The sequence below is a fragment of the Cohaesibacter intestini genome (genome assembly GCF_003324485.1).
Taxonomy (GTDB): Bacteria; Pseudomonadota; Alphaproteobacteria; order Rhizobiales; family Cohaesibacteraceae; genus Cohaesibacter; species Cohaesibacter intestini.
Genome location: NZ_QODK01000002.1, coordinates 455,779 through 478,786, shown reverse-complemented (window position 1 = coordinate 478,786; position 23,008 = coordinate 455,779). Strand labels below are relative to the sequence as shown.

Here is a 23,008-nt window from a genome sequence, read left to right as displayed (position 1 = left end):
ATGATTCTGTTTTGGGGCTTGGCTTATGCTGTCTCTAGGGCCTTGCGCAGCTGGTCAGCAAAGCCCGACAGCAGCTCTCCGTCGGCCATCTCGCCGGTATGAGGCTTGAGCGGAACGCCTTCCTTGCGCGGGATGACATGGACATGGAGATGGAAAATCACCTGTCCGCCAGCGCTTTCGTTGAATTGCTGCACGGTGATGCCATCGGCCTCGAAGGCCGTCATCTGGGCGCGGGCGATTTTCTGGGCCGTGGCCATGACGGCGTTGATGTCCTCAGCCTTGACATCAAGCAGGTTGCGCGAGGCATTTTTCGGGATGACCAATGTGTGGCCGTCGGCGCGAGGCATGATGTCCATGATCGCAATGGTCATGTCATCTTCATAGACCTTGTGGGCTGGCAGCTCGCCGCGCAGGATCTTGGCAAAGATATTGTCGGTGTCATAGGCAGGTGTCGTCATCACGCAAATCCGTCCATCAAAGAGCAAATTGTTTGGGGGCAGACTAGCAGCGCCGAGGACGCAAATCTATCCATTGCCTTTTTTGAATGGGGAAAGCGTGGCGAGGAAATCCTGCTCGGCTTCAGCCGCCTGTCTTTCCCGCTCCAGATAGTCGGCAATGGCCTCACGGAAGGCGGGATGATCGATCCAGTGGGCAGACCATGTGGTCTGGGGCTCATAGCCACGGGCGATTTTGTGCTCGCCTTGAGCGCCTGCCTCAACGCACATCAGACCGTGGGCAATCGCCCAGTCGATGGCCCGGTGATAGCAAAGCTCGAAATGCAGGCAGGGATAGTCACCTATGGTGCCCCAGTAGCGACCATAAAGGGTATCACCACCGATGAAATTGAGTGCCCCGGCAACAGGCAAATCACCATCATAGGCCATGATCAGCAACACCCGGTCTGCCATTCGCTCGCCGATCATCGAAAAGAAGGTGCGGTTGAGATAGGGACTGCCCCATTTGCGTGAGCCGGTATCCATATAGAAGTCGAAGAAGGCGTCCCAGTCGGATTCAAGGATTGCGTCTCCCTGCTTGTCGAGAATGGTCAGACCATGGCTCTGGGCGGTCTTGCGTTCCTTGCGGATATTCTTGCGCTTGCGCGAGGAGAGGTGGCTGAGAAAATCCTCGTAGTCTTCATAGTCTTCATTGACCCAATGGAATTGCTGATCCCGTCGCACAAGGAAGTCCTGCCTTTCAAAGATGGTCTTCTGTTGTTCTGGCAGGAAGGTCAAGTGGGCCGAGGAGATGGGATATCGGTCGCAAAGCTGTTTCAGGCCATTGGCCATCGCGGCAATGGCGACATCGCTGTTGACGCCCTTGCGGCTCAGCACCTTGGGCGCATTGACCGGGGTGAAGGGAATGGCGCTTTGCAGCTTGGGATAATATTGTCCGCCCGCCCGCTCCATGGCATCGGCCCAGGCATAGTCAAAGACATATTCGCCCTGACTGTGGGACTTGAGATAGAGTGGCTGGACGGCCAGCACGGTGCCATCCTCGTCCTTAAAGGCCATATGATGGGGAAGCCAACCGGTCTGTTCGCAAACGCAGCCAGACTTTTCCAGTGCATCAAGGAAGGCATAGTCGAGAAAGGGATTGGCCTTGCGTGCGCTCAATGTGTCATGAAGACAGCCACTCCATGCTGCTTCGCCAATCTCGCTGATGGCATGGAGAATATGCAGCTGGAAGCTTCTATCCTGTGACATATCCTGAGACATGGAGCGCCCTTTTGCGTTTGGGATGCGGTGGCGATCAGCCACATTCTAGTGGCCGGAAAGACAGTGGAGCCCTCCTAATATCGGTCAGATATCAAAAGGGTTCAATGGCTTGCCGTCGAAAAGGGCGCTCAAATTTTGGGCGACAACAGATCAGTCCGCAATGGCGTCAGGGTCGTAGCCTTCGAAGGTGACCTGATCGCAATGCTTCAGCGCCCAGACATGATCTTCTACGGATTTGGTGGTCCAGCAGATGACAGGCAGACCCGTGAGGGCCTTCATCAGATCGACAGAAGGGGCGGGAAAATCCTTTTGGCAGTAGGAAATGAAGTCAGGCTTGCTCACACCTGCATGGAGCAGGTGGGTCAGCTGATAGCGTTCTTCGTTGGGCAGGTCTGCCCCATCCTTGTCACGGAAAAAATCACATGACACGATGCCACGTGGTCGGTCGGTGACTTGGTGCAGCTCGGTGACGACCATCGGTGAGAAGGACATCAGGGCAACCGGGCCATCATAGGTGCTCAGGCTGGCAGCGACAGCACGCTCCAGCCGACCATCCTGCACATTCGGGGTTTTAAGCTCGATGACAAGGGGAACGCGCCCATCAATGTGGGCCAGCAGCGATGGCAATTCCTCGATAGGGTCGCTGCCATTCTTGAAAGAGACGATGCTCAGCTCTGAGAGGGTCATTTCGTCGAGGCGACCGGTTCCGTTGGTCAAGCGCTCGAGGCTGTAATCATGAAAAACAGCGGCCTTGCCATCTTTGGTAATCTGCACATCCAGCTCGATGGAAAAGTCATGGCTGATGGCGGCATCAAAGGATTGGCGACAATTTTCAACACGCCCTTGGGTCACATCATGAAGACCTCTATGGGCGATGGGGCGTCTGGTGAGCCAGCTCAAATCTTGGTTGGGCATGAGGGGGTCGGCCTGTGCATTGGTGGGATTCGACCCCCTGACGCTATCAGTCTTCGCTCAGCTCAACAATGGCTTCGATTTCAACAGCCACACCAAAAGGCAGGGACGCAGCAGAAACCGCAGAACGGGCGTGCCGTCCCTTGTCACCAAAGACTTCAACCATGAAATTCGAAGCGCCGTTGATAACTGCAGGCTGCTCAGTGAAATCACCGGTGGAATTGACAAAGCCGACCAGTTTGACAATGCGGGCCACCTTGTCGAGGTCGCCTGTCGCAGCCTTCATCTGGGCGATCAGGTTGATGGCACAGAGTTTTGCAGCCTCTGCCCCTTGTTCGGTCTGCATCGTGTCGCCAAGTTTTGCCTGAAACTGAATGCCTTCGGCGGCCATCGGGATTTGACCGGAAATGAACAGCTGATTGCCGGTTTTGACAAAGGGAACATAGTTGGCCGCAGGGGCTGCTGCTTCTGGCAGGGCAATGCCGAGTTCGGCGAGTTTGCTGTCGATGACACCGGACATGGGATTTCCTCTTGTTGAGATGATATGGGGGAACCGGGCGCCCCTTCATGTGAGGCGAGTTCCTTGGGTGCCTCATTGATAGGGGAGGTGGATCGCCATTGCCAGAAAAACCTTGCCAAAAAACTTGTATGGCATACGCATTTCAGGTCATGATCACCAAGAGTATTCAAGGAGCACCGAATTTGAACTTTTTGCCTGTCGTAGTTGTCGTGAGTGGAGGCTGGCTGTCCCGGATCGGGAATGGCATGCGCATGGCTATTGCTGGGGGACTGGCCGTGGTCTGGTTTTCTCCTGCAATTGCATTATCGGCAGAAACGGTGACGTTGGCACCTTATCGAGCGGTCTATGAGATCACTTTGGAGGAAGGTGGGCGGCGATTGGCCCAGCCTGCGGCCCTGATGGCTTTGTCCGGACGAATGGTTTATGAGCTGACCGGTGGTCCATGCGAAGGCTATTCAATGACCCAGCGGCTGGTGACGGCAGCAGACATGGTCGAGGGCGGGCGGATCCTTGAGGATTTGCAGATTGCCGGATTTGAGGACCCGCAGGCCGACACGTTCGAATTTGTATCGCGCCGGTTGATTGGCAATCGATTGGCTCAGAAGCAAAGGGGTGTTGCAACCCTGAAAGGGGACCTGACAGAGCTGACCATGCGGGAGCCGCAGAATGATGCGCTGACATTGCCGCACAAGGTGCTTTTCCCGATCGGCTTCCAACAGGCCCTGATCATAGCCGCCTTGAACGGAGAACGGCTGTTTTCGGCCCATTTGTTCGATGGGGCAGAAAAAGTTGGGGCCTATTATCACACCACTTCGAGCATCGGGCCGATGACCCGTTCGGGGCCAGCGACGTCTCCAGCACAAGGGCCGCTGGCCACGCTAGGCACAATGAAACGCTGGCCGCTGACCATCGCCTATTTTCAGGCGTCCGAGCAAAGCGAGGCGATGACCCCGCTCTATGAGCTCTCGACCGTGTTGTATGAAAATGGCGTTAGCGGCTCGTTGCGGCTGGTCTTTTCTGACTATGTGATGCGCGCCAGATTGCAGTCACTCGACATGCTGCCTGTTGCCACTTGTCCTTAGGCCTGACTTGCGCTTTCACAGACCGCTATCCTCATCTGGCTTCTGGGCCGAATGGATTTCAACCACTTTGCCATCCGACGGGCTTTCACTTTTCAGTTTGCCTTTCATGGTCAGGCCCAACTCGACCATGCCACTGCCAAATTTGGCACTCAGCTTGTCTATGGCCTTTTCGGCCTCGGCCCGTTTGCCTGCTTGCTCATCAATCAGGTCTGGCGGGTCGGCAAAGGCCGCGTCATGCAGCTCATTGAGGCCGATGCCGATCAGGCGAAAGCGTTTGTCCTCGCCCAGTTCCTTGAGCAACATATCCTTGCCGATGGTGTAAAGCTTGTCGGCCAACTGCGTCGGGTCGGACAGGGACCGACTGCGGGTGATGCTCTTGAACTGGGCCGATTTCATTTTGAGCGTGATGGTGCGGCCTGCCAGACCCGCCTTTTTGGCGCGCTCGGCGGTTTTCTCTGACAGGCGACGCAGGATCGGCAACAACTCATCGGCACTGGAGAGATCGCGGTTGAAGGTGGTTTCCGAACTGATGCTCTTGGTCTCGGAGTCTGCCGACACGGTGCGGTTGTCCTGTCCACGGGCAAGGCGAGCGAGGCGCAGACCCATGGTGCCATAGCGTTTGGCCAGATCTGCCTCATCTGCCCGGCGCAGCTGATCGATGGTGTGGTAGCCATCCTGAGCCAGTTTTTTCTGGGTCACCTTGCCGACACCCCAGATCAGGGATATTGGCTTATCGGCCAGAAAACTGTCGGATTCCTCCTTGCCGATAATGGCAAAGCCTCGGGGTTTGTCGAGATCGGAGGCGACCTTGGCGAGGAACTTGTTGTGGCTTAGTCCTACCGAGACCGTGATGCCGATGTCGTTTTCAATGTCGCGGGCAAAACGGGCGAGGGTATAGGCCGGATAGGCATGATGCAGGCGTTCGGTGCCTGTGAGGTCGAGGAAGGCCTCGTCGATGGATAGCGGCTCAACCAGCGGGGTGAGCGCTTGCATGGCAGCACGGATTTGGTTGCCGACGCGGCTGTATTTTTCCATATTGGGGCGAATGACGACCGCTTCGGGGCAGAGCTTTCTTGCCTGAAACATTGGCATCGCCGAGCGCACGCCGCGAATGCGGGCAATGTAGCAGGCGGTGGAGACCACGCCCCGCTCGCCACCGCCAATCACCACTGGCTTGTCCCGGATCTCGGGATTGTCGCGCTTTTCCACTGCCGCATAGAAAGAATCACAATCGATATGGGCAATGCTGAGCGTGCGCAGTTCGTGATGGCGGATCAGGCGTGGTGACCGGCAATGAGGGCAGCGCGACGGCGCCCCATCCCCTTCGGACAGGCAGTCACGGCATAGATAGGCGACAGACAAGGCATTGGACCGGGCAGGGGACATTGGCGCTGTTTTCAAGGCAGGGTTTACAGACTGCCAGTTGTGGCAGAGCTCATCGGATCGAGGCGGGCTTTGGCTGTGATGACTTCTTCGGGCGTCAGACCATGGTTGCTGGCAAAGGTCAGCAACAGCGAATCATCGGTCAGCAGAAACTCTAGAATCGCCGCAAGAAAGGAAGCTTCGGACGCAATGTCACGCAAGTCGGAGGGATCCAGCCCCGAAAGGGCCAGGAAACGGCCCATCAATTCAGGATCTGCTGACAAAAAACCTAACGCCTTGATGGCAATGGCTTCTGCAGTCTCGAAGTTTGGCAGAGAACGGTTTATAGTCATTGGCAATGTTTGCCCTTTTGAAAGATTTGTTGCGTATAAAAGTGAACAGATAATACCGCATCCCCTGCAGAAGCCCAGATCAATCTGATCGAGGCACCGGGTCTGCCCAGGTATTTCAGATCGATGGACGGGACCATGGCCAAGAAAATTCTAATTGTCGAAGATAACGAGCTGAACATGAAGCTTTTTCTCGATCTTCTGGAAGCGTATGGCTATGACACGGTCGGAACCCGCAATGGGTTGGAGGCGCTTGATTTGGCGCGCGAGCATCGGCCTGATCTTATTCTCATGGATATTCAACTGCCAGAGGTGTCTGGGTTGGAAGTCACCAAGTGGCTGAAGGAAGACGACGATTTGCGCCCCATTCCGGTGGTCGCCGTCACGGCCTTCGCCATGAAGGGGGATGAGGAACGGATTCGTCAGGGGGGCTGTGAGGCCTATCTCTCGAAACCCATTTCTGTTGCCAAATTTATCGAAACCGTGCGCACCTATGCCGGTGAAGCCTGACAATCTTTCGATTGAGGAATTTTGATGTCCGCTCGTGTCCTGGTCGTTGACGATATCCCTGCCAATGTGAAATTGCTTGAGGCCCGCCTGATGGCGGACTATTTCGATGTGCTCTGTGCCAAGAGCGGCAAAGAGGCATTGGAGATTCTCGATCTGCACATGGTCGACATTGTGCTGCTCGATGTGATGATGCCGGAAATGGACGGATTTGAGGTTTGTCGCCGCATCAAGGCCAATCCGCAAACCATGCATATTCCCGTTGTGATGGTGACGGCGCTGGATCAGGTCAGTGACCGGGTATCCGGACTGGAGGCCGGGGCGGACGATTTCCTGACCAAACCGCTCAATGACATCGCGCTGATCAGCCGGGTAAAGTCTCTGGTTCGTATCAAAATGATGACCGATGAGTTGCGGTCTCGTGCCTCGACGTCCGAGCAGATGGGGCTTGATGATGGCAGTTTCATGAAAAAGCTGCTGCATCACGAAGGCGGACGGGTGTTGCTGGTTGATGACATGCGTTCCAGCTCCGATCGAATTCGCAAGCAGGTGCGGGGTGATTACGAGCTGAGTTTTGAGAATGATGTCCAGATGGCGCTACGCCGCTGCACGGATGAGGATCTGGACTGCGTGCTGGTCAATCTGGGAACGCAGACCTTTGATGCCTTGCGGCTCTGCGCTCAGTTGCGCTCGCTTGAAAGCACCCGGATGTTGCCGATCCTTGTTCTTGCCGATGAGAGCGATCAGGGCCGGATTATGCGGGCCCTGGATCTCGGGGTGAATGACTATGTGCGTCAGCCGGTTGACCGCAATGAGCTGTTGGCCCGGATCAAGACACAGGTGCTGCGCAAGCGGTATCTCGATGCATTGCGGGACTCGATCCAGCACACGATGGAACTGGCTGTTCTCGACGGGCTGACCAAGCTCTACAACCGCCGTTACATGACAACTCACCTAAACTCGCTGCTGGTCTCGGCAAAAGATAAAGAAAAGCCTTTGTCACTGTTGTTGATGGATATTGACCATTTCAAATCGGTCAATGACAGCTATGGCCATGATGCCGGTGACGAAGTGTTGCAGGAATTCTCCAATCGTATTCGCAAGAATACCCGTGGGATCGATCTTGTCTGCCGGTATGGTGGTGAAGAGTTCGTGGTGATCATGCCCGATACCGACCATGCTTTGGCAACCGTGGTCGCCGAACGGATTCGCAAAAAGGTCTCGGAAAAGCCGTTTATCATCCATAAGGGCCGCGACATGCTTGATGTGACCGTGTCGATCGGGCTGGCCTCGGTACAGAATGGGGCGGAAAGTCAGGATCGGTTGCTGAAACGGGCTGACAATGCGCTCTATCACGCCAAGGAAAGTGGTCGAAACCGCGTTGTGGTTGCTAGTGAAGAGGCCGCTTGACAAGTTGAGAGGGTTTCACGACTCGCCAATTTGGCGGTTGAGCCGGCTTTCTGGGGATATTAAGCCTCTGTCTTCATAAAATCGCCAATAGAAGTGTCGCTTCCATGCCCTTTGGGTGCGACTTTGTGCTGTTCACAGGCATGTTAAGGTTAATTGTTGGTGAATTTCGGGTATTCTTATTGAATGTTTAAACAATTCGTTGAAATCCTGAATATTTTTGTTACGCTGGACTAGCATGATGGAAGTGGGGACGTCTGTGTATGCTTTGCAGTTCAACTGTATGCGCTCGCGAACTCAATCCACCCACGAATTATCCCCTACGGAACACTCAGGTCCGCCGCATCTCCTGGGACCGTGGGGCTTGGTCGGTTCAGGCGCAGCAAGAGTGGCCTCCTCAAGTGGTCTGCATCTGAACCGGCCATCCTTTTATTAACGGGACTTTCCCCGATCCTTTCCACCTTTCGCTGTCGCCTTTGCGCCCATACGGGATGCAAAGGTCTGTGCTGACCGCCTGGCTTGCTGTTGGGTGTTCAGGTGGGTGTTCAGTGCGTCTGGCCTAACGCCGGTGGAACATGCGGCACGTCTGAAGAGAGGGGGCAGCCTGCCTCTCAGCTTCTGGTTCTTTCAATCATCCAGTCCGGTTGCCTGTCGTCTCGAATGCAAGCAGTTCCGAATGCAAAAAGGCCCGCAAGATGATCTTGCGAGCCTTTTGAAATCTGTCTTTCAGAGAAGCTTACTTGATTTTTGCTTCTTTGAATTCAACATGTTTCTTTGCCACCGGGTCATACTTCCGCTTGACCATTTTTTCGGTCATGGTGCGGGAGTTCTTTTTGGTGACATAGAAGTAACCCGTATCAGCGGTGCTGACCAGACGGATCTTGATAGTTGTTGCCTTAGCCATTTTGTCTTTTCCGTCTCTTGGGCCCGCAGTTGGTTTTGACAGCTGGTCTGTCACTCACCAAAGGGTGCGGGCTGAAGATGCGCTGAGCGGAAAAGAACCGGCTCAGCATAAAACCTGTTTCGAGCCGCCAAACTACGCAAAGTTGGCTTATTGTCAAGAGTGTGGCGCCAATTATCGACGCCATTCTTAATCACATTGCACTTTCAAACGCCAGAAACCGCAAAAACACCTGCAAAGCCGCGATCAAAGCTCGGACCGCACCATTTCCTTGCCCTGCATGTAGAAGAAGGGCGTGGCTTCGTTGGGCGTGAAGTCCGGGTCTCGTTCCAGACGGTTTGCCAGTTCGGTGAGAATCTCCTGGGTGATGCGCGGCAGGTCGAGCTTGTGCGCATCGTCAATGGTCAGCCAGTGGAGATCCTCCAGCTCGCCTGTCGGGCCTGTGCCCTCTGGCAGGCGGTCAATGATGTGGCAGGCATCGACAGCAAAGAAGCGGGTGTCAAAGCGCCGTGTGCGGCCCGGAGGGGTAATGGCACGGGCGATGAAGCGATAGGGGGAGAGGTCTGGCAGCAGGCCGCGCTCCTTGAAGGCCTCCCAATCGCCCCCTTTCAGACGTCTGTCTGTGCCCTTGACGCCAAGAAACAGGCCAGCCTCCTCATAGGTTTCGCGAATGGCACACATGACGAGGCCGCGCATGCGGGCGTCGCTGTCACCGTTCTTGGCCTTGTGCCGCAGCTTTTCGAGCACATGCGGGTGCAGGTCGGCGGCAAAGGGAACGTGGCGGTCGGTCGAATCAAGGCGACCACCGGGAAAGACGAACTTGCCGGGCATGAAGCGGTGCTTCATGTGGCGTCGGCCCATCAGGATTTTCGGCTCTCCATGCTCGCGATCAAGGATGATCAGCGTGGCGGCATCTTTGGGGCGGATGTTTGTATGCGCTTTGTCATACATGCGAAGGGCGTTGGCGGTCAGCTCCGGGTGAGCGACGGGGGGCTTTTCAATCAATTCGGACATGGTCTCTCGGTCGGCCACTCAAATAGGGGGCTCGTGCGCACTCGTGTTGATGGGATGACCGACCTACCGGCCCAATATTAGGCGCGATCCGGGAAGTCGGGTTCGGCATTGGGGTCAAAGCCGTGCATATAGTTCGCCCACTGTAAAGCGACAATCGCGCCTTTGATAGGTCGCAAAAATGCTAAAGACATCGCAATGGTGAGGGGGATCCCGATGGCCATGTGAAGCCATAGGGCCGGTTTGAAGGCTACTTCTGCCCAGATAACCAAAGGCACAATGATGTGACCGACGATGAAAATGGTGAAATAGGGAGGGGCATCGTCTGCGCGGTGGTGGGAATAGGTCTCTCCGCAATGGCTACAGGTGTCAGAGACTTTCAAAAAGCCGCCAAACAGACGGCCAGATTGGCAGTTTGGACAACGGCAGAGGGCACCTTGCAGCATGGCGGCAAAGACATCACGGCGGGGTTTGGCTTGCAGGCTGAAGCTGCTTGTTACTTGACTTGTCACTGACCTGTCGTCCTTTTCGGCTTGTTCCGTTCCGACTGATCCCCTCAAACAGTCGAGCAAACCTATATATAGTACAATTACGTAACTTGTCTATCTCTTCCCTTTGTTGCCCCTTTTGGGCTTGGTGGAGCGGGGGCGTGTGGTGCCGGGCAATTTCTTGCCGCGCCCCTTTTTCGGTATGCCGTTGGTTCGGCCGCGCACGCTTCGGGTTCGACTGAGGCGGCCTTTGGGGTGCTTGCGGCCTTCGGACAGCATTTCGAATCGCAAGGCTCCTGCCATAGGGGCCGCTTCGACGAGTTTCACCTCGACCATGTCTCCCAGACGGAAGGTTTCGCCGGTTGCTTCGCCAACCAGCTGGTGGTTGGCTTCGTCAAACGCATAATAATCGTAGCCGATGGTGGAGGCGGGGATGAAGCCATCCGCGCCTGTGTCAGAAAGCTGGACAAACAGACCGACACGGGTGACACCGGAAATTTTGCCGGTAAATTTCGCGCCCACCTTGCCGGACAGGAACCCGGCAATCAGCCGATCCTTGGTATCGCGTTCGGCGGTCATGGCCCGGCGCTCGGTCGTCGAAATATGGCCGGCAATGTCGCCAAGCTTGGTCTCGAAGCCATTGGGCAGGCCATCATCACCCAGATCAAGAGCCGCGATCAGGGCGCGGTGGACGATCAGGTCGGCATAGCGCCGAATCGGTGACGTGAAATGGGCATAGCGCAGCAGGTTGAGGCCGAAATGGCCGATATTGTCCGGGTTATATTCTGCCTGCGCCTGTGAGCGAAGCACCACCTGGCTGACCAGCGGGCCATGTTCCGTGTCGGCCATACGGTTGAGGATGGTGTTGAACATGGAGGGACGCAGATTGCCACCCTTGGGCAGGCTGACATCGAGCGACTGCAAAAATTCTCGCAAGCCCTCAAGCTTTTCGGGCGAGGGATTGTCATGGATGCGATAGACGAGCTTTTGCTTGCGCTTCTCCAGCGTTTCGGCTGCGGCCACGTTGGCCTGGATCATGAATTCTTCGACCAGCTTGTGCGCATCCAGACGTGGCGGCACAAAGACGCGGTCAATCTTACCCTCTGGCGTCAGCAACAGCTTGCGCTCGGGGATATCCAGCTCCAGCGGCTCGCGGGCGTCGCGTCCGGCCTTGAGGATGGCATAGCCGTCCCACAGGGGCTTTAGGATGCTCTCAAGGATTGGTGCGGTCTTCTCGTCCGTCGTGCCGTCAATGGCATTCTGCGCCTGATTGTAGGATATGCCAGCCGCGACACGGATCATCACCCGATGGAAGGAGTGGCTCTTTTTGGTGCCATGCTTGTCAAAAACCATCCGCACAGCCATGGACGGGCGGTCTTCGCCTTCTTTCAGGGAGCACAGATTGTTGGAAATCCGCTCGGGCAGCATCGGCACGACGCGGTCGGGGAAGTAGACCGAGTTGCCGCGCTTGAAGGCTTCGCGGTCGAGCTGGGAGCCAAGACGGACATGATAGGCGACATCAGCAATGGCGACATAGGCGATGGTGCCGCCATCATTGGCCGGATCCGGATCCGGTTCCGCATAGATGGCGTCGTCATGGTCCTTGGCGTCGGCGGGGTCGATGGTGATCAGTGGCAGATCACGCCAGTCTTCACGGCCCTTCATGGTGGGCTGTGTGGCGCGCTCGGCCTCCATCAGCACATTGTCGGGGAAGATATAGGGGATTTCCAGCGCATGGATGGAAATCATGCTGACGGCCTGCTCAGAGGCCATCGGGCCGATCACTTCGCGCACATGGGCGCGCGGGGTGCGCGAGCGGCCAGAGCGGGTGATCGAGACCGCGACCAAATCGCCTTCTTCGGCCTCGCCGCGGCCAGAATCGTCAATCGACATTTCCTGCGTCTTCTTGTCGATCGGCACAAGGCGGCCGCCGCCGTGAATGGGATCGCGGCGATAAATGCCGAGGATCGAATCTTGCCGTTTGGGCAGGATCTTGATGACGCGGACGGTCTGGCGGATGCCAGCCATTTCAAACTGGTCGTGATGGGTTTCGACAATCTTGGCCAGCACCCGGTCGCCAACGCCCGGCACGGCTTTCGACTTTTTGTCCGGTTGAATGAGAACGCGCGGCGGCTCGCCATGGTCGCTTTCCCATTTGACCGGCAGGCCAATCAGATCGCCGTGGGAATCGCGTTCGGCAATCCGATAAATGCCGACGGCAGGCAATTCACCTGCCTTGACAAGGCGTTTGCGGCTTTTCTCGATGTGACCGTCTTCAGTCAGTTCCTTGAGGATGCGTTTGAGCCCGATCCGCGCGCCACCGGATATGTTGAAAGCGCGCGCAATCTCGCGTTTCCCGGCCTGACCGGGATTTTCGGCGATGAAGGCGAGGATCTCTTCTTTGGAAGGAAGGCCGTCCTCGATGGTTGGTCTGCGTTTGCGTATCAAGGGTCGGTCCTTCCGGGCTTTTGGCGTTTTGTGCCTTGTTGTCTGTCAGCGTCAGTCGACGTCGAAGGGGGGGCTGTCATCCGCCGGTTCGGCGTCTTTTGCCTTGGCTGCGGTCTTTTTGGCCGGAGCCTTCTTCGTTGTCGTTTTCTTTGCTGTGGTCTTTTTCGCCGTTGTCTTCTTTGCTGCTGCTTTCTTGGCGGGAGCCTTTTTCTTGGTTGCTCCTGCCTTGGCGGCAATCATCTCAAGAGCCTGTTCAACGGTGACAGATTGCGGGTCCATGTCTTTGGGCAGCGTGGCATTGATCTTGCCGTGATTGACATAAGGGCCATAGCGACCGGATTTGACCGCAATGGCGCCGCCATCAGGATGCTCGCCCAGATCCTTGAGGACTTGGGCCGTGGCGCGACCGCCTCCTTTGGCCCGCTTTTCAGCCAACAGCGTCACTGCATGGTTGAGCCCAACGGTGAATATGTCGTCAACACCTGGCAGATTGGCATAGGTGCCATCATGCAACACGAACGGGCCATAGCGCCCAAGACCGGCGGAAATCATCTTGCCGTCTTCCGGATGGGCTCCAACTTCGCGGGGCAGGGAGAGCAGCTGCAAAGCCTTTTCCAGATCGATGCTGTCGAGCGGCCAGCCTTTGGGAATGGAAGAGCGCGGCGGCTTCTTGTCCTCACCCTTCTGCACATAGGGGCCGAAACGACCGGTGCGCAGGGTGACTTCGAGATCGGTTTCCGGGTCGATGCCGAGTAGTTTTGGACCTGCATCAGCCCCTGCAATCTGATCGCCATTGCCGTCTTTGGTCAATTGGCGGGTGTAGGAGCAGTCCGGATAGTTGGAGCAGCCGACAAAGGCACCATAGCGCGAGGTTTTCAGGCTGAGCTGGCCATCGTCGCAAGACGGGCAGGCGCGCGGGTCGGTGCCGTCTTCCTTGGGTGGGAAGGCATAGGCAGCGAGCACTTCATTCAGGGTGTCTAGCACCTGAGAAACGCGCAATTCCTTGGTGCCGTCGACATGGGAGGCGAATTCCTTCCAGAAATCGCGCAGCACATCTTTCCAATCGAGCTCACCAGCAGAAATCCGGTCGAGCTTTTCCTCGAGTTCAGCGGTGAAGTCATATTGCACATATTGCTCAAAGAAGTTGGACAGGAAGCCCGTCACGAGACGGCCCTTGGAGTCAGGGATCAAGCGCTTCTTGTCGAGCGTCACATAGCCACGATCGCGCAAGACCGATAGGGTCGCGGTGTAGGTGGAAGGGCGGCCGATGCCGAGTTCTTCCATCCGCTTGATCAGCGTGGCTTCGGTGAAACGAGGGGGAGGCTCGGTGTGATGCTGGCTCGAGGTGATGGCCTTTTGCTTCAAGCTTTCGCCATTGGTCATCGGTGGCAGGCGGTTGCTTTCCTCATCGTCATCATCGTCCTTGGTCTCGGTATAGAGCGTCAGGAAACCATCAAAGCGGACAACGGAACCGGTGGCGCGCAGATCGGCGCTGCGGGTGCCATTGCTGGCCGTGATGTCGACTGTGGTGCGTTCCATCTGGGCCGAGGCCATCTGGCTGGCCATGGTGCGGCGCCAGATTAGCGTGTAGAGCTTCAACTGCTCATCATCGAGATAGGCAGCCATTTGCTTTGGATGACGGCTGATGTCGGTTGGGCGGATGGCCTCGTGGGCCTCTTGCGCATTCTTGGCTTTGGTGCTGTATTCACGCGGTTTTTCGGGCAGATATTGCTTGCCGAATTCGCTTGCGATGGCATCGCGGATCGGGCCAATGGCTTCTGGCGCGATCTGCACACCGTCGGTACGCATATAGGTGATCAGACCGGTGGTCTCGCCGCCAAGGGTAATGCCCTCATAGAGCTTCTGGGCGATCTGCATGGTGCGGGCGGCGGCAAAGCCCAGTTTGCGCGAGGCTTCCTGCTGCAGGGTCGAGGTGGTGAAGGGGGCAAAGGGATTGCGGCGCACCGGCTTGGCTTCAACCGAGCGGACCGTCAGGCCCGATTGCTCGATCAACTGCTTGATATCGGCCGCTTCCGTGCCAGTGGCGATGTCCAGACGGCCTTTCTTCTCGCCGTCAACAGCGGTCAGGCGGGCTTGGAAATCGGCGCCAGCAGCAGTTTGTAGGTCCGCCAGAATGGACCAGTATTCCTGCGGTACGAAGCGTTCGATCTCTTCTTCGCGTTGACAAACGAGGCGCAGGGCGACCGATTGAACGCGGCCAGCCGAGCGGGCGCCGGGCAGCTTGCGCCAGAGAACCGGCGACAGGGTGAAGCCGACCAGATAGTCAAGGGCGCGGCGGGCCAAATAGGCATCAACCAACGGCACATCAATGTCGCGCGGATGGTCCATCGCCTCGAGAATGGATTGTTTGGTAATGGCGTTGAAGACCACACGCTGAACGGGCTTGTCCTTGAGAACGCCGCGCCGGTTTTTCAACACCTGCAACACATGCCAAGAGATGGCTTCCCCTTCGCGATCCGGGTCAGTTGCGAGAATGAGGCGGTCGGATTCCTTGACCGCTGCGGCAATGTCGGACAGACGCTTCTTTGATTTTGCGTCCGCTTCCCACGTCATTGCAAAATCTTCGTCGGGCAGGACGGAGCCGTCTTTGGATGGCAGGTCTCGAACATGGCCGTAGGATGCCATGACCTTGTAATTCTTGCCTAAATACTTGTTGATTGTCTTGGCTTTGGCCGGTGACTCAACGATGACGACGTCCATGCGAAACCTGTCTTTACAACACTCCAGTCACCAAACTTTGGCTGCTCTGGTTGCAGTCGGTTGGTGGCGAGTGTCCCTGATTCAACTATATTTGTTTTCTGTCAAATGACCGCTCAGCCCGTGAACGTCAAGGCTTCTGAGCAAATTCGATCAAACTATTTTGGCTTTCACACACAGGTGAGACGAATGAATATACAACCTATTGGGTGTGAAAAGGTTGTATACAACTTAGTTTTAAACGTGTAAGGTTGAGATATGAAGGCTGGGGCTTGCTGTCATGCAGCAACCGTATCGCCCGTGAAGCAGTCAAACATGCGAAACCGGAATGGGGGGCCGCATTGGGATTTGGCTCATGTGACAGGTTTGGTGGAGTCAATGGAAAAGAAGCTGAGTGTTGTGGGTGGTTTGTCTTCTCAAGGGACGGGGAAAGTCAAAACAGCGGACTATATTTGTTCGCATTTGCAGGAATTGTCCGAGATGGCCCGTCAGGAGGAGCTTGCTCTATTGGTCTATCTGTTGGAGATGGCCATGATTGAAGCCATGGAAATCGCAAAGCAGGTGCGTAAATAGGCCTTTGCCGGCTGCTGCATGTTTGGCAGACTTTTATTCTGATGGATCGTCGGAGGCAGTCCAAAAAAGATTGCCGACCTGGAGTGGAGCAGGGCGCGGTGGTGAGGATCACCGTTTAGCCGAGCAAGGACACCATCTGGTTGCCATGGCGTTCGAGGCGTCCGGCAATATCAAGCTCCAGCAAAAGCATCTGGATTTGTGAGGCGGTCAGGTCTGATTGTCGTAGCAACTCATCGACGCTGATTGGAGTGGGCGACAAGCTGGAAACAAAGCGATCCCGCTGGTCTGGCGAAAGCGCATCTTCTTCTTGGTCCTCTGCACACGCCTTATTATCAGCCGGTTCCTTGAAACCAAGAGGCAGGGGCGCGGGGTCGTGTGGTAGGCGGTTTGTCAGTGCGCTCAGAATATCGTTGGCGTCACAGACAAGACAGGCCCCTTGCTGGATCAGGTGATTGCCACCGTCGGCTCTGGGGTCGAGCGGAGAGCCGGGTATGGCAAACACGTCGCGATCCTGTTCCAGTGCATAGCGGGCAGTGATCAGCGATCCGGACCGCTTGGCGGCTTCCACAATCAACGTGCCTGCGGACAAGCCGGAAATGATCCGGTTGCGGCGGGGAAAATCCTGACTGCGGGCCTGCCAGTTCCATGGCATTTCGGAAATCAAAAGGCCTTGCTGGGCGATTGCGTGAGCCAGATCGATGTTTTCCGGTGGATAGATGCGATTGAGACCACCAGCAACAACGGCAATGGTGCCGGTTTCAAGGCTTGCCTTGTGGGCGGCTGTATCGATGCCACGCGCCAGCCCTGAGGCGATGGTGACGCCTGCCTCCCCCAGATCTGCGGCAATCTGCCCGGTCAGTTTTCGCCCGGCAGCAGAGCAATTGCGCGAACCGACAATGGCGATTGTCTGCCTTTGCGCCCAAGCGCAGTTGCCCATTATGGTGAGGAGGGGCGGCGGGGCATGGATTTGCGTCAAGTCTTGCGGATAGTCTTTTTCGCCAAGGGCCACGAGACGGGCTCCTGCCTGATGCAGCTGTTGCCACTCCTCGGCAATGTCAGCTTCAGACGCGATCTGTATTTTCCGTTTGCTGCCACCTTTGCGGGCAAGGTCGGGCAGTGCCAATATCGCCTTGCGGGCTGAGCCATAGTGGGCCAGCAATTGATAAAAGGTTGCTGGGCCAACATTAGCCGAGCGGATTAGCTGTAACCAGTCGAAGCGTTGCTTGTCGCTCAGGCGAAGGGCAGAGGAGACATCTCCCGAAGATGGCAACGAGGTTGCATTGGATGCGGTCTCTGCCATGGCGGGATCGGTCCGGTTCATGCGTCCGGTCCGTCGGTGGCCGGTTCGGACTCGCTGTCGGTCTCGGACTTGTTCTTGCCGCCGATCCTGCTTTCGGTGCCGTTTAAGAGGCGATTGATATTGGCTTTGTGTTTCACCCACAAAAGAGCCGTTAGCACCGCAAAGACTTCTGCCATCTGCCATTCGCCAAAGCCCATCAGAGCAAAGGGCATCATGCCACTGGCAATCAGGGCAGACAGGGACGAATAGCGTGTGATGAAAGCGGCCGCGAGCCAAGTGAAGGCAAACAGCAGGAATGCGGGCCAATAGAGGCCGAGCAGCACGCCGAGATAGGTTGCGACGCCTTTGCCACCCTTGAATTTCAACCAAAAGGGGAAGAGATGTCCAAGGAAGGCCCCGATGGCGGCCAGATTGGCAGTTTCCGGGCCCCACTGGGCAGCGATGACAACGGGAATGGTGCCTTTGAGCAGATCACCGAGCAGAGTGAAAAAGGCCAACTTCTTGCTGCCGGTGCGCAGCACGTTGGTCGCGCCGATATTGCCTGAGCCGATTTTGCGGACATCGCCCATCCCGGCAAATTTGGTCAGCAACAGGCCAAAGGGTGTGGACCCCAGAATATAGCCGAATGCCAGCGCCATGAGATAGTAGGGCAGGGAATAGGTCAGGCTGATCGGATCGGGCATTGTCTGTCCTCAGGCGCAAGGGGCCGGGCCAAGCGGGTTGGTCCGGCGCGATGTTGATTCTGTTGAGCCAGGCTCAAGAAGGATCGTAATGGTGAACCAGCTGGCCTTCAACGTATGTTTGCAAAACCCGGCCGGATAGACGCGCTTTGTGGAAGGCTGTGTTTTTGGAGCGGGATTTCAGCAGATCGCGATCCATCACCCAAGGTTCATCCGGGTCAAACAGGATGATGTCTGCCGGATTGCCCGGTTTCAGAGTGCCGGCATCCAGAGACAGCAGAGCTGCCGGGGTGGTGGACAGGGCCTTGAAGGCCTGCGACAGGCTCAACTGATCGCTGTGAACCAGACGCATGGCGGCCGCCAACATGGTTTCCAGACCAACCGCACCGTCGGCGCATTCGGCGAAGGGGTGGCGCTTGGTGTCAACGTCTTGCGGATCGTGAGCGGAATGGATGACATCGATGGTGCCGTCGGCAACGCCTTCAACCATCGCCAGCCGTTCGTCTTCGCTGCGCAAAGGCGGGGACATTTTGTAGAAAGTGCGGTAGAGGCCGATGTCATTCTCATTCAGCGTCAGATGATTGATCGAGACACCGCAGGTGACATCGAGACCCTTATCCTTGGCGCGGCGGATGATTTCCAGGCTTTCGGCGCAGCTGATCTGGCTGGCATGGTAGCGACAGCCGGTCAGCTGGGCGAGGCGGATGTCACGGGCCACCATGATGGTCTCGGCTTCGGCCGGAATGCCGGCAAGGCCAAGTCGGGTGGAGGTTTCACCCAAATTCATCACCCCATTGCCGACCAGATCCGGGTCTTCGGGGTGATGGACAATGAGGGCATCGAAATCGCGGGCATAGGTCATAACCCGGCGCATGACCTGGGCATTGGTGATGGCCCGGCGGCCATTGGTCAGGGCGACGGCGCCCGCCTCCAGCATCATGCCAATTTCGGTCATTTCCTTGCCATTGAGACCCTTGGTCATGGCTGCATAGGGGGCGACATGGACGCTGGCCGTGTCACGAGCCCGGCGCTTGATGAAATCAACCAGAGCGATATCGTCGATCACCGGGTCGGTGTCGGGCATGGTGGCGATGGTGGTGACGCCGCCTGCTGCGGCTGCACGGCTGGCGCTTCTGAGGGTTTCGCGATGCTCGGCACCCGGCTCACCGGTGGTGACATGCATGTCGACGAGGCCCGGCGCGGCAACCTTGCCATGGCCATCCACGCGCAAGATGTCGGTCGGAAGCTGGCCTGCCACATTGGCGCCGATGGCCTTGATGCGGCCATCCTCGACGAGGATCGCGCCTTTTTCATCGAGACCGGTCGATGGATCCATCAGATGCAAGTTGGTGAGGGCAAAGGCGGATTGTTGTCTGTCTGGCATGATCATTCTCTCTTATTCCACCTCAACCGGTCCAAGTTCCAGGCTGTTTTTGGCCAGCAGCTCAATGACGGCCATACGGACGGCGACGCCCATTTCCACCTGCTCATGAATGACCGAGCGTCCTGAATCGGCGACCGAGCTGTCAATTTCAACGCCGCGATTCATCGGTCCGGGATGCATCACGATGGCATCCTTGTCGGCATGTTGCAGCTTGTCTTCGTCAAGGCCGTAGAAGTGGAAATATTCACGCACCGATGGGATGAAAGCGCCATTCATGCGTTCGAGCTGCAGGCGGAGCATCATTACCACGTCAGCGCCGTCCAGTCCCTTCTTCATGTCGCGGAAGACCTTGACGCCGAGCGCCTCGACATCGGCGGGCAGCAGGGTGGAGGGGGCAATCAGCCGCACTTCCGCGCCCATGGCATTGAGCAACTGGATGTTGGAGCGGGCTACGCGGGAATGGAGAATGTCGCCGCAAATGGCAACCACCAGATTTTGCAGGCTTGGTTTGTGCTGCAAAATGGTCAAGGCGTCGAGCAAGGCCTGTGTTGGGTGCTCGTGGGCTCCGTCACCGGCATTGATCACCGAGCAGCCAACCTTGCGGGCCAGCAATTGCGGTGCACCGGCGGCGCCATGGCGGACGACCAGAATGTCCGGATTCATCGCGCCGAGGGTCAGCGCGGTGTCGAGCAGGGTTTCGCCCTTGGAGACCGAGGAATTTTTGACCGCCATATTCATGACGTCCGCGCCAAGGCGTTTGCCAGCCAGCTCGAACGAGCTTTGGGTGCGGGTCGAGGCCTCAAAGAACAGATTGATCTGGGTGCGGCCCTTCAGAATGGCCTTCTTTTTTTCGACCTGTCGGGAAACGGCAATGGCTTCCTGTGCCAGTTCCAAAAGAGCTGTGATTTCGGGAGGGGTCAGCCCGGCAATGCCGAGCAAATGGCGATGCGCAAATGCCACGTCTTTATCCTAGCGTTTCGGGGTTTTCGCTAGATGTATAGCTATAGGTGGAATCGTTCCGGGCCGCAAGAGTGAGAAACCGTTTGACTCGTTGAAAATTGATCAACCCGGCAGCGCCCCATTTCATGGGTCATCCGGTGATGAAACTGCGGATGATCAGCAACCACAACGGAATGGTCAGAACGGCGAGGCCGGTTTGCAGCGTGACCATGCCATTCAGCAATTCCGCGTCGCCGCCCATTTTCTTGGCCAGAATATAGCCATTCATGGCGGTTGGTACGGCCATGCAGATGACGGCGATTTCGAGCACTTCGCCCTCAAGGCCAAAAATCAGCCCGACGCCAAGAGCCAGAGCTGGCATGGCAATCAGCCGCCAGAGGGTGCCGATCCAGTTGAACAAGCTGGGCGGGAAGAGATAGCGCAGCTTGAGGCCTGCGCCGACAATCAACAGGCCAGTGGCAAGCCCCGCGCGCGCGGTGACCTCGATGGTGGTGCCGATCGCGTCCCATATGGGGATTTCGAGCATGTTGAAGACCAGCCCGCCTGCGGAGGCCCAGATCAGCGGATTTTTGAGAATATTCATCAAAACGCTGGCGACTTGCGGCTTTGATTTGGAAGCGAAGGTGGCAAGAATGGTGACGACAATCACATTGATCACCGGAATCATCGTGGCCATGGCAACGGCAACCAGAGCCATGGCATCGGTGCCGTAGGCTTTCTGGACGATGGATAGGGCAATGAAACCGTTCCAGCGCAACACGCTTTGATAAATCGAGGTGTAGGCCGGACCATCAAGCGACAGGGCTGACTTCATCATTGGGTAGGCAACCAGCAGAATCAGCGCCATCACGACGAGGGTGGTAATCAGCGCGCCGGCCATTTCGCCCAAAGGCACATTCTTCAAATCCGCCGAGACCAGCGAATGAAAGATGAGCGCCGGGAAGAAAAGCCAATAGGAAAGGGTCTCCAGTCCGTTCCACTGATTTTCCGGCACCATTTCGCTGCGGCGGATATAGAGACCCAGCGCAACAAGGCAAAAGGTGGGAATCATGGCTTCGAGTATGAGCAGCATTGGGCATTCCGGACGGTAAGGGGACCAAAAGGGCGGAGGGACGATTGGACAAGGCTGGCCCGACAGGCTTGATCCTGTGTACCGGGGTCAGTGGGTTACGGCAAGTCTGTAATGCCCACCAATTGCCTTCTTTGATCAGTCTTCAGGTTGGCCGTCATTGTCTTCTGTCCCCCGGTCGGGTGCCAGACGCGCTCGGTCCAGAGCGCCTTGCAGAATGTAGGAGGCGGCCATTTTGTCGACCACTTCGTCACGGCGTGCACGCGAGGTATCGGCATCGAGCAGGGTGCGGGTGACAGCGACGGTTGAAAGACGCTCATCCCAAAAGGTGACGGGGATCGGATCCGTTTCGCGCTCGCGCCACAGATCCCGCAAGGAGAGGTAAAAGTCGCGTGTGGCCTGAGCGCGTGGACCTTCAGAGCCGTCCATATTGAGCGGCATGCCCAGAATGAAGCCGCCGACATTATGCTCCTTGCAAAGAACCATCATCCGTTCGGCATCGAGCGAGAATTTCTTGCGCTGGATGGTCTCAACGGCACTGGCGATCATCCGACCGGTGTCAGACACGGCAACGCCGATGGTTTTGGTGCCCAGATCAAGCCCCATCAGCCGCTCGCCGGGCTTCAATCCGGCGATCAGGTCATGCAGCGGAATGTCAATCGGCGCTTTTTTCTTCTTCTTGCGGGCCATGTGCTGAGTCTCTCGTTGCTGGAATGCCTTGATTGCAGTGTTGTGGCTTGTTGAGCCTGTTGGTTCAACCGATTAATTCGTCTTTGGTCGTTTCACAGGCGTTGGCAAAGGCAGTGAGATAGGTCTGTACTCTGGCATCTTGTTCCGGCGCGCGCATGATATGGGCGATTTCATCGGGAGAAGCCTTCATCAGCGCGAAGCGTTCGAAGATGTCTGGTTCAAATCGACTGGTTATTGTTGAGAGCACCAGCCGCAAGGTGGCGAGCATGTCATCTCCCCGGTGGGAGGCATGCAAGAGCGCTACTGGTTTGTCGATGATCTGCTCGCCGGATACAAGCCAATCAATGGCATTTTTAAGGCCGCCGGGCAGGGTGCGGACATATTCGGGACTGGATATGATGATGCCGTGACAGGTTTCCACTGCTGACATGAAGGCTGCAACGGAAGGGGGCAATGGATTGGCTTCAAGGTCGGGTGAGAAGACGGGCAATGTACCCAACGCATCAAAGACCGTGACATTTATGCCCTCAGGGGCTGCTTTGCGGACGGCGTGGAGCAGCGCAGTGTTGGTCGATTCCTGACGTGCACTCCCGGAAATTGCGAGGAGGCGAAGCGGAACGGATCGCTGTGAGGTTGGCGATGGCATCGCAAAGACCTTGTTCGGGCGGGTAAGGGGGATATCGATTTGCCTTCTTCTTGTCCCGATTCTGAGCGCGCTGTCTTCGGCTTTTTGTGGCAAGAGAATAGCAAATGGGGAAAATCGGCATATTCCTTGATGCCATGGTGACTTTCGTGCGGGCTTTGGACCGTTGGGGAGTTGCACCCCTTTCTTCAGCAATGCTATAGCCCTTGATGAGTGAGATGAGACTCATAGTATGTCCGGGCTGCTGTCTGCGTTTTTTCAAGACGTGCGCCGGACCTTTCATTTGGA

22 protein-coding genes are annotated in these 23,008 nt (G+C 56.7%); 4 read left to right on the top strand and 18 right to left on the bottom strand.

What is annotated here, in order from left to right:
* Nucleotides 1-23: 23 nt before the first annotated feature.
* The 4 genes from DSD30_RS07655 to DSD30_RS07640 form a co-directional block, all read right to left on the bottom strand.
* Nucleotides 24-458 (bottom strand): HIT family protein, encoded by a 435-nt coding sequence (locus tag DSD30_RS07655; RefSeq protein WP_114009058.1) that lies wholly within the window; start codon nt 456-458, stop codon nt 24-26.
* Between the two features lie 66 nt (nt 459-524).
* Entirely contained in the window at nt 525-1,715 is a 1,191-nt protein-coding gene (locus tag DSD30_RS07650) for a GNAT family N-acetyltransferase (protein WP_245418399.1), read from the bottom strand.
* A gap of 150 nt (nt 1,716-1,865) precedes the next feature.
* The gene (locus DSD30_RS07645) at nt 1,866-2,630 is read right to left on the bottom strand and encodes a glycerophosphodiester phosphodiesterase family protein (RefSeq protein WP_114009057.1); all 765 of its coding nucleotides are present in this window, start codon (nt 2,628-2,630) and stop codon (nt 1,866-1,868) included.
* A gap of 46 nt (nt 2,631-2,676) precedes the next feature.
* Nucleotides 2,677-3,147 (bottom strand): RidA family protein, encoded by a 471-nt coding sequence (locus tag DSD30_RS07640; RefSeq protein ID WP_114009056.1) that lies wholly within the window; start codon nt 3,145-3,147, stop codon nt 2,677-2,679.
* A 182-nt stretch (nt 3,148-3,329) separates the two neighbouring features.
* Here DSD30_RS07640 and DSD30_RS07635 point away from each other — a divergent pair, with 182 nt between their 5' ends.
* The gene (locus DSD30_RS07635; RefSeq protein WP_198662871.1) at nt 3,330-4,229 is read left to right on the top strand and encodes an EipB family protein; all 900 of its coding nucleotides are present in this window, start codon (nt 3,330-3,332) and stop codon (nt 4,227-4,229) included.
* Between the two features lie 15 nt (nt 4,230-4,244).
* Here the strand turns inward: DSD30_RS07635 and DSD30_RS07630 are convergent, their stop codons facing one another.
* Together DSD30_RS07630 and DSD30_RS07625 are read right to left on the bottom strand one after the other, a co-directional pair.
* A complete protein-coding gene (locus DSD30_RS07630) occupies nt 4,245-5,615 on the bottom strand; it encodes a DNA polymerase IV (RefSeq protein ID WP_114009054.1) in 1,371 nt (456 codons plus the stop codon).
* Nucleotides 5,616-5,638: 23 nt separating this feature from the next.
* On the bottom strand, nt 5,639-5,944 hold the full coding sequence (locus tag DSD30_RS07625) for a DUF3572 domain-containing protein (protein ID WP_114009053.1): 306 nt from the start codon (nt 5,942-5,944) through the stop codon (nt 5,639-5,641).
* Between the two features lie 135 nt (nt 5,945-6,079).
* Between DSD30_RS07625 and DSD30_RS07620 the strand changes: the two genes are divergently transcribed.
* Entirely contained in the window at nt 6,080-6,451 is a 372-nt protein-coding gene (locus DSD30_RS07620; protein WP_114009663.1) for a response regulator, read from the top strand.
* 24 nt (nt 6,452-6,475) lie between these two features.
* Entirely contained in the window at nt 6,476-7,858 is a 1,383-nt protein-coding gene (locus DSD30_RS07615) for a PleD family two-component system response regulator (protein WP_114009052.1), read from the top strand.
* Nucleotides 7,859-8,591: 733 nt separating this feature from the next.
* Here DSD30_RS07615 and rpmG read toward each other — a convergent pair.
* From rpmG to topA, 5 genes are all read right to left on the bottom strand, one after another.
* Nucleotides 8,592-8,759, bottom strand: coding sequence for a 50S ribosomal protein L33 (gene rpmG / locus DSD30_RS07610; protein WP_090071899.1), 168 nt, complete (start codon nt 8,757-8,759; stop codon nt 8,592-8,594).
* Between the two features lie 243 nt (nt 8,760-9,002).
* Nucleotides 9,003-9,770, bottom strand: a complete 768-nt coding sequence (locus tag DSD30_RS07605; protein ID WP_245418398.1) for an NUDIX hydrolase — start codon at nt 9,768-9,770, stop codon at nt 9,003-9,005.
* A gap of 77 nt (nt 9,771-9,847) precedes the next feature.
* Nucleotides 9,848-10,279 (bottom strand): DUF983 domain-containing protein, encoded by a 432-nt coding sequence (locus DSD30_RS07600; protein ID WP_425359453.1) that lies wholly within the window; start codon nt 10,277-10,279, stop codon nt 9,848-9,850.
* 90 nt (nt 10,280-10,369) lie between these two features.
* Entirely contained in the window at nt 10,370-12,703 is a 2,334-nt protein-coding gene (gene rnr / locus DSD30_RS07595; RefSeq protein ID WP_114009051.1) for a ribonuclease R, read from the bottom strand.
* Nucleotides 12,704-12,754: 51 nt separating this feature from the next.
* Complete coding sequence (gene topA / locus DSD30_RS07590; RefSeq protein WP_114009050.1) at nt 12,755-15,424, bottom strand: type I DNA topoisomerase; 2,670 nt, start codon at nt 15,422-15,424, stop codon at nt 12,755-12,757.
* A 375-nt stretch (nt 15,425-15,799) separates the two neighbouring features.
* Between topA and DSD30_RS07585 the strand changes: the two genes are divergently transcribed.
* Nucleotides 15,800-15,994 (top strand): hypothetical protein, encoded by a 195-nt coding sequence (locus tag DSD30_RS07585; RefSeq protein ID WP_157967609.1) that lies wholly within the window; start codon nt 15,800-15,802, stop codon nt 15,992-15,994.
* Between the two features lie 115 nt (nt 15,995-16,109).
* On the opposite strand, the gene dprA is transcribed toward DSD30_RS07585, so the two are convergent.
* The 7 genes from dprA to DSD30_RS07550 form a co-directional block, all read right to left on the bottom strand.
* Nucleotides 16,110-17,264, bottom strand: a complete 1,155-nt coding sequence (dprA, locus tag DSD30_RS07580) for a DNA-processing protein DprA (RefSeq protein WP_425359456.1) — start codon at nt 17,262-17,264, stop codon at nt 16,110-16,112.
* 47 nt (nt 17,265-17,311) lie between these two features.
* Nucleotides 17,312-17,977, bottom strand: a complete 666-nt coding sequence (gene plsY / locus DSD30_RS07575) for a glycerol-3-phosphate 1-O-acyltransferase PlsY (RefSeq protein WP_114009048.1) — start codon at nt 17,975-17,977, stop codon at nt 17,312-17,314.
* Nucleotides 17,978-18,050: 73 nt separating this feature from the next.
* On the bottom strand, nt 18,051-19,364 hold the full coding sequence (locus DSD30_RS07570) for a dihydroorotase (protein WP_425359452.1): 1,314 nt from the start codon (nt 19,362-19,364) through the stop codon (nt 18,051-18,053).
* A 6-nt stretch (nt 19,365-19,370) separates the two neighbouring features.
* The gene (locus DSD30_RS07565) at nt 19,371-20,318 is read right to left on the bottom strand and encodes an aspartate carbamoyltransferase catalytic subunit (protein ID WP_114009047.1); all 948 of its coding nucleotides are present in this window, start codon (nt 20,316-20,318) and stop codon (nt 19,371-19,373) included.
* Between the two features lie 130 nt (nt 20,319-20,448).
* On the bottom strand, nt 20,449-21,390 hold the full coding sequence (locus tag DSD30_RS07560) for an AEC family transporter (RefSeq protein WP_114009046.1): 942 nt from the start codon (nt 21,388-21,390) through the stop codon (nt 20,449-20,451).
* Between the two features lie 135 nt (nt 21,391-21,525).
* A complete protein-coding gene (ruvX, locus tag DSD30_RS07555) occupies nt 21,526-22,077 on the bottom strand; it encodes a Holliday junction resolvase RuvX (RefSeq protein ID WP_114009045.1) in 552 nt (183 codons plus the stop codon).
* Nucleotides 22,078-22,141: 64 nt separating this feature from the next.
* The gene (locus DSD30_RS07550; protein WP_114009044.1) at nt 22,142-22,723 is read right to left on the bottom strand and encodes an NADPH-dependent FMN reductase; all 582 of its coding nucleotides are present in this window, start codon (nt 22,721-22,723) and stop codon (nt 22,142-22,144) included.
* Nucleotides 22,724-23,008: the final 285 nt, after the last annotated feature.

Bases quoted from the DNA above. Each gene is read 5' to 3' on its own strand.
- DSD30_RS07655 (WP_114009058.1), bottom strand. From the start codon at position 458: ATGACGACACCTGCCTATGACACCGACAATATCTTTGCCAAGATCCTG.
- DSD30_RS07650 (WP_245418399.1), bottom strand. From the start codon at position 1,715: ATGTCTCAGGATATGTCACAGGATAGAAGCTTCCAGCTGCATATTCTC.
- DSD30_RS07645 (WP_114009057.1), bottom strand. From the start codon at position 2,630: ATGCCCAACCAAGATTTGAGCTGGCTCACCAGACGCCCCATCGCCCAT.
- DSD30_RS07640 (WP_114009056.1), bottom strand. From the start codon at position 3,147: ATGTCCGGTGTCATCGACAGCAAACTCGCCGAACTCGGCATTGCCCTG.
- DSD30_RS07630 (WP_114009054.1), bottom strand. From the start codon at position 5,615: ATGTCCCCTGCCCGGTCCAATGCCTTGTCTGTCGCCTATCTATGCCGT.
- DSD30_RS07625 (WP_114009053.1), bottom strand. From the start codon at position 5,944: ATGACTATAAACCGTTCTCTGCCAAACTTCGAGACTGCAGAAGCCATT.
- DSD30_RS07620 (WP_114009663.1), top strand. From the start codon at position 6,080: ATGGCCAAGAAAATTCTAATTGTCGAAGATAACGAGCTGAACATGAAG.
- DSD30_RS07615 (WP_114009052.1), top strand. From the start codon at position 6,476: ATGTCCGCTCGTGTCCTGGTCGTTGACGATATCCCTGCCAATGTGAAA.
- rpmG (WP_090071899.1), bottom strand. From the start codon at position 8,759: ATGGCTAAGGCAACAACTATCAAGATCCGTCTGGTCAGCACCGCTGAT.
- DSD30_RS07605 (WP_245418398.1), bottom strand. From the start codon at position 9,770: ATGTCCGAATTGATTGAAAAGCCCCCCGTCGCTCACCCGGAGCTGACC.
- topA (WP_114009050.1), bottom strand. From the start codon at position 15,424: ATGGACGTCGTCATCGTTGAGTCACCGGCCAAAGCCAAGACAATCAAC.
- DSD30_RS07585 (WP_157967609.1), top strand. From the start codon at position 15,800: ATGGAAAAGAAGCTGAGTGTTGTGGGTGGTTTGTCTTCTCAAGGGACG.
- plsY (WP_114009048.1), bottom strand. From the start codon at position 17,977: ATGCCCGATCCGATCAGCCTGACCTATTCCCTGCCCTACTATCTCATG.
- DSD30_RS07570 (WP_425359452.1), bottom strand. From the start codon at position 19,364: ATGATCATGCCAGACAGACAACAATCCGCCTTTGCCCTCACCAACTTG.
- DSD30_RS07560 (WP_114009046.1), bottom strand. From the start codon at position 21,390: ATGCTGCTCATACTCGAAGCCATGATTCCCACCTTTTGCCTTGTTGCG.
- ruvX (WP_114009045.1), bottom strand. From the start codon at position 22,077: ATGGCCCGCAAGAAGAAGAAAAAAGCGCCGATTGACATTCCGCTGCAT.
- DSD30_RS07550 (WP_114009044.1), bottom strand. From the start codon at position 22,723: ATGCCATCGCCAACCTCACAGCGATCCGTTCCGCTTCGCCTCCTCGCA.